Annotated in this window: 5 protein-coding genes; 2 read left to right on the top strand and 3 right to left on the bottom strand. The window is 46.0% G+C overall.

The window, feature by feature from the left end; all coding sequences use genetic code 11:
• Window positions 1–33: 33 nt before the first annotated feature.
• Together VIM72_RS06695 and VIM72_RS06690 are read right to left on the bottom strand one after the other, a co-directional pair.
• Window positions 34–915 carry an FKBP-type peptidyl-prolyl cis-trans isomerase gene (locus tag VIM72_RS06695; RefSeq protein ID WP_332002089.1) on the bottom strand — a complete coding sequence of 294 codons (882 nt, stop codon included), beginning with the start codon at window positions 913–915 and terminating at the stop codon, window positions 34–36.
• A gap of 38 nt (window positions 916–953) precedes the next feature.
• Window positions 954–1958: a DHH family phosphoesterase gene (locus VIM72_RS06690; RefSeq protein ID WP_332002088.1), complete on the bottom strand. Its 1005-nt coding sequence runs from the start codon at window positions 1956–1958 to the stop codon at window positions 954–956.
• Window positions 1959–2123: 165 nt separating this feature from the next.
• On the opposite strand from VIM72_RS06690, the gene VIM72_RS06685 reads away from it, so the two are divergent.
• On the top strand, window positions 2124–2540 hold the full coding sequence (locus VIM72_RS06685; protein WP_142687090.1) for a nucleoside-diphosphate kinase: 417 nt from the start codon (window positions 2124–2126) through the stop codon (window positions 2538–2540).
• A gap of 434 nt (window positions 2541–2974) precedes the next feature.
• On the top strand, window positions 2975–3874 hold the full coding sequence (xerD, locus tag VIM72_RS06680) for a site-specific tyrosine recombinase XerD (protein ID WP_332002087.1): 900 nt from the start codon (window positions 2975–2977) through the stop codon (window positions 3872–3874).
• 165 nt (window positions 3875–4039) lie between these two features.
• Here xerD and VIM72_RS06675 read toward each other — a convergent pair whose 3' ends face one another.
• Window positions 4040–4930: a hypothetical protein gene (locus VIM72_RS06675; protein WP_332002086.1), complete on the bottom strand. Its 891-nt coding sequence runs from the start codon at window positions 4928–4930 to the stop codon at window positions 4040–4042.
• Window positions 4931–5435: the final 505 nt, after the last annotated feature.

Raw genomic sequence — 5435 nt, 5'->3', positions numbered from 1 at the left:
CAGGGGGCTTTCTCTTTATAAGATACTGACCAGTTATTTACCCGGAGTAACAGGTTGAGCAGCAGCAGGAGCCGGAGCGCCAGCTTTAATATCAACTAACTCTACGTTAAATACCAGTACGGAGTTGCCGGGGATTACCGGAGGACTTCCCTGTAAGCCATAAGCCAGTACAGAAGGAATTACCAGGGTAGCTTTGGAACCTTTCTTCAGGCCGCTCAAACCAGCATCCCAGCCTTTGATCACGAAACCGCGGCCGATAGGGAATTTGATAGGCTCTAAAGGCATACCTGGGCGCATAGTTGAATCCTGGCTGGAATCAAATACTTTACCGGTAGTGAGTTTACCAGTGTAATGAACATACACGGTATCGCCCGGGTTGGGGGTATTACCGGTACCTTCCTGGGTAACTGCTACGTAAACGCCTTCCGCGTTCTTGGTAGCGTTGATCTTGTTTTTATCCAGGTATTCTTTGATTACTTTTTCGTCTTTTTCTTTCTGGGCAGCAGCAGAATATTTGTTTTCCACTGCAAAAGTGATCTTCAGTTTATCACCTGCTTTACCAAACGGAGGACGCTCCTGTGCTGGTAATGAATCCCATGGAATAATGAAGGTAGCGCTATCGCCTTCATGCAGGAGGGCAATACCTTCCATCAGGTCGTACTTGTTCTGTGGTTTGGCCACCAGCACCGGGATCGCAGCGCCTACCATTTTCCGGGAATCGCCCAGCAGGGAGTCATTGATACGCTGGGTAACATTCACCAGGGCAGTATCGCCTAATTTCAGTTGTGCTCCGCTGCCGGATTTGTGAACGATATACTCAATACCGCCCGGTGTTTTTTTAACACCAGTACCGCAACTGGCTAAAAGAAAGCCAAAAGCTGCAGTTGCAACTAAAAACTGATTGTTTTTTTTCATTTGATTGTATTAGTAGGTTGAAATACTTTAATTACAGTCTATTGTAACAGGTCCTCGTTTTCTTCCACGGCTTTCACAAAACGGTCCACTGTTTTTTCCAGTGAATCTGTGCTGCGGCCTCCTGAAGCGTTGAAGTGCCCTCCCCCGTCGAAATATTTGCGGGCGAAGGTATTCACATCGAAATTACCTTTGGAGCGGAACGACAGCTTCACTTCCGAGTTGCGGTCTATGATCAGCGCAGCCATTTTAATGCCCTGGATAGACAACAGGAAATTCACAAGCCCTTCAGTATCCCCTGTCTGCAGATCAAACCGTTTCAGATCGGAATATGGAATAGCCAGCATAGCGGTGTTATATTCATAGAATACTTCCATGCGGTTCAGCAGACTATGTCCGAGGAAGCGCAGGCGGTTTTCCAGGAAGTTGTCATAGATCGCCTGGTGGATCACCTCATGTTTCAGCCCCCTTTCCATCAGGTCGGCCACCATACGGTGTACGGCGGCAGAAGTAGATGCAAAGCGGAATGAACCTGTATCTGTTACAGTACCGGCATAAATGCATTCGGCAATTTCGAGGTTAATATACTGCTCATCTCCCAATTTATATATAGTTTCATAAACTAATTGGGCAGTGGAGCTGGCTTTAGTATCACTCACCCCGTAGTCAAAGCTGGGCTGTGGCTCAAGATGGTGATCTATCAGAATTTTGGTGCAATCCAGTTTTTCCAGGTGTGGCGCCAGGTTTTTAGTGCGGTAGAGGGCGTTGAAGTCCAGGCAAAACAGGAGATCAATACCTTCCAGCGCCTGGATGGCCCGGTCCATAGACGACTCATAGTCGATCACATCGTTAGCGCCTGGCATCCATTTCAGGAAATCCGGAAAATTGGTGGGTGAGATTACAGTTACCTGATGCCCTTTCTGTATTAAGTAATGATACATTGCTAAGGAAGAACCCATGGCATCCGCGTCTGGCTTCTGGTGCATCGTTATCACCACTTTCTTAGGGCTCTCCAGCAAAGGTTTAATTTCCTCGATCGGCTTCATTAAAAAACTGTAATGTTAAGAGTTGATTTCCAATCACAACAAGTGGTTGAAACAGAAAACGAAGTGCGAAGATCTTTATTTGGGGCAGAATTTCAAAATTTTTTACCGCTAAAGAAAATGTAATTACTTTTGCGGCCTAATCTGTAATTCGGAATTAAACATTATATGAGCAACAGAACATTTACTATGATCAAGCCTGATGCAGTAGCAAACGGGCACATTGGCGGCATTTTAAACATGATCAACGCTGCAGGTTTCCGCATCGTGGCCATGAAAATGACGCAGTTATCTACTGCTAAAGCAGGTGAGTTTTATGCAGTACATGCGGAAAGACCTTTTTACGGTGAACTGGTAGAATTCATGAGCAGCGGCCACATCGTAGCGGCTATCCTGGAAAAAGACAACGCCGTAGAAGATTTTCGCAAACTGATCGGGGCTACCAATCCTGCCAACGCAGAGGAAGGTACTATCCGTAAAAAATACGCAGAGTCTATTGGCCGCAACGCGGTACATGGTTCCGACTCTGATGAAAACGCTGTGATAGAAGGTAACTTTTTCTTCAGCGGTCTGGAGAAATTCTAGTACTGACTCATCCACATCTTTGTAAAAGGCTGGCTTTCTGAAAGCCGGCCTTTTTTGTGCGCGAATATTTTTTGGATGAAATAAACATATCATTTACAGATAGTTATATTAATTTATAGAAGTGATACTTTAGATGAAATAGTAAAACTGCCAAAAAGGCGCAATCGTATAACTTTCAATTAGAATATGATAGCCGAAAAAGAGGCAAAAACCCCGGTTTACAACCATGGAAAGGGTAAATATTTTATCATCTCAATAAATTCATTATCATTAACTTATGCCTATTTATACAATTACCTGCTTTAAATAAAACCACTCTCCTCTTTTTTGCCCTGGAAATGCCTGTTTTTCCTGGTATTATTTTACCTCTTCAGCCCTGTTTTTACGGATAGCCGTTACCGTAGTTTTCCAAAAAGCAATTAACTTGCCTGCCTATGTGGGAATCATTCCGGAAACTGTTTAAAGGATATTTAAGATTAGAGCGGTCTATGTCCGACCACTCCGTGGAAGCGTATATAAGAGACGTTGAAAAACTGGAGCAATACCTCCAGGCCCAAGGCAAAGAAAAACTACGCCCCCAGGATGTAACTTTTGAGGACCTTCAGGGATGCGTACAGTGGATTGCCCAACTGGGTATGACCGCCAGTTCACAGGCCCGGGTCATTTCCGGCCTGAAGGCATTTTACAGGTTCCTCCTGCTGGAAGACATGGCGCGTGAAGATCCTACCCAGCTACTGGAAGCCCCGAAAATACTCCGAAAGCTACCCGACGTGCTCACCTTTGAAGAGATAGAAAGAATCATTGCGCAGATCCCGCTGGATACCGCTGAAGGCCACCGTAATAAAGCCATACTGGAAACCATGTACAGCTGTGGGCTCCGGGTAAGCGAAGTAATTAACCTCCAGATCACCCAGCTGCATATGGACGTAGGATTTATCCGGGTGATCGGGAAAGGCAATAAGGAAAGAATGGTGCCCATCGGCAAAGACGCCATGCGGCAGATAGATATTTACCGGAGAAATGTTCGTATAGCATTGCCCGTTAAGCACGGGCAGGAAGATACCCTGTTTCTCAACCGCAGAGGTGGCGCCCTGAGCCGGGTAATGATCTTTCTCGTGATAAAGGAGCTGGCTCAGAAAGCGGGTATTCAGAAAAACGTATCGCCCCATACCTTCCGGCACTCTTTTGCCACCCACCTTGTGGAGGGCGGGGCCGATCTGCGCGCGGTACAGGAAATGCTGGGACATGAGAGCATTACCACAACAGAGATTTATACCCATCTCGACCGGGAATACCTGAGGGATACCCTGCTGCGGTTCCATCCCAGATTTTGATATTCCACCACCGGGTTACAATATTCATTTTACCGGGAGGTGTTTTTCTGATACCCGTAAAATCAGAACAGCTACCCGGGGAAAGGTAGCTGCTCATCTGCTGTTAGAAGGTCACAAACAATTGGTAGTTTTGCCATGATAAGGAGGGACATACAAACAATCCTTTTACAATAAGCTATGGGTTAGCAAGCGGTATTTATCACTCTTCTTTCTCTTCTGACCGGTGATGGTGATCACATCGCTGAGCCAGCTGCCAAGTTGCTCTGAAGCGCGTTTCACCAGGGACGACCGGTAAATAATATTCACATTACTGCATGGGCGCAGATCCTGCCTGCCAGGGAGCCTGGCCATCTTCTCATCTTCCGCCCACAGCAGCTCATTGTTCCTGTAAATTTTGAAGTACACATCCGGGCCCTGGGCGCTGCGGCCGGGAATAAGCGACTGTATCCTGCCATTGCTGAAATGCTGCCTGGAAAAATGCAGGGTATAGCGCCCAGCTTCATTGGTATGCGCCTGCCCGATCAGCTGACCCGTGGCCGCGTTATAAGCTTCCACTTTCAGATGTGGTTGCCCTGAGGCGGCAAAATGAGGTTTTACCACACCAGTAATTACCCAGGCGCCGGCGTTGGCATATATATTATGCCAGATGCTGGCAGGGATTACGTATGCATAAGCGCCTACATAACCATCGGCGTTCCGCTTCCAGTGCAGCACCAGTTTACTCAGGTGGAAGTTGCGCGATTGCCGCGACCCATTCTTCCCGGGCAACTCATCCAGGCAGAGGTCCAGTTCCAGCGCTTCGGTGAACAAGTGCACCTCCTTCCAGCGGAGACGAAAATTGCCTTTATCATCAAGGGTGGCTTCGGCCAGTAACCGGTCAGCTTTCATCAATACTTCGCGTGCAGACAACGGTTTCATGTCATTAAAAATTCCGAGGGGCTGCTCTGATGCTGTAGACACAGCAGGCAGATAAACCCGGATACGTGCATTTACCAGGGGCTCCACGCAATCCTGGCAAATAAGTGCAGAGATATTTCCGATTAATAGGTAACTCATAATTTTATTTTTTTTAAAGAAAAAAAAAGGGGTTAACGAGCATCACCTGATGAATTGATTCTGCATATCACTAACCTAAAAAAACAAACATGGTAGAAAGGCCAATTACTATTAACTTTTTTGAGGACAATAGATTTAAGCCGGTTGACAATACAAAGATTAAGAACTTTAGAGGAGCAGTCAAGCGTTTAATAACTGAAAAAAGACCATGCGTATTTATACGCATTTTTCCAGTGGAGTATACGGAATCCGGGCGCTTTCCCATGGGTGTAAAACCGCTCAAACCCAATAGGACATTCAGTTGTACCTGCGTAAAAACGCAGTTGACGTTTTCATGATAAGTAAACAACCGGATTGTATATGCGATTATTTGTAATAATTTTACCCCAAACTAAAACTTACCTACCATGAATGATTTTCCTAAAAGGCCGATTCCTGCCGATACCGGCGAGTTCATTTCCCTGGAAGAAATGAATACGCTTACAAAAAATCATGACGACGATCA

Origin of the sequence: Chitinophaga sp., from assembly GCF_036569185.1 — a bacterium.
In the GTDB taxonomy this organism is placed as follows: Bacteria; Bacteroidota; Bacteroidia; order Chitinophagales; family Chitinophagaceae; genus Chitinophaga.
Note: the sequence above shows the minus strand (reverse complement) of the source record. Positions and strands in the feature narration are given on the sequence as shown.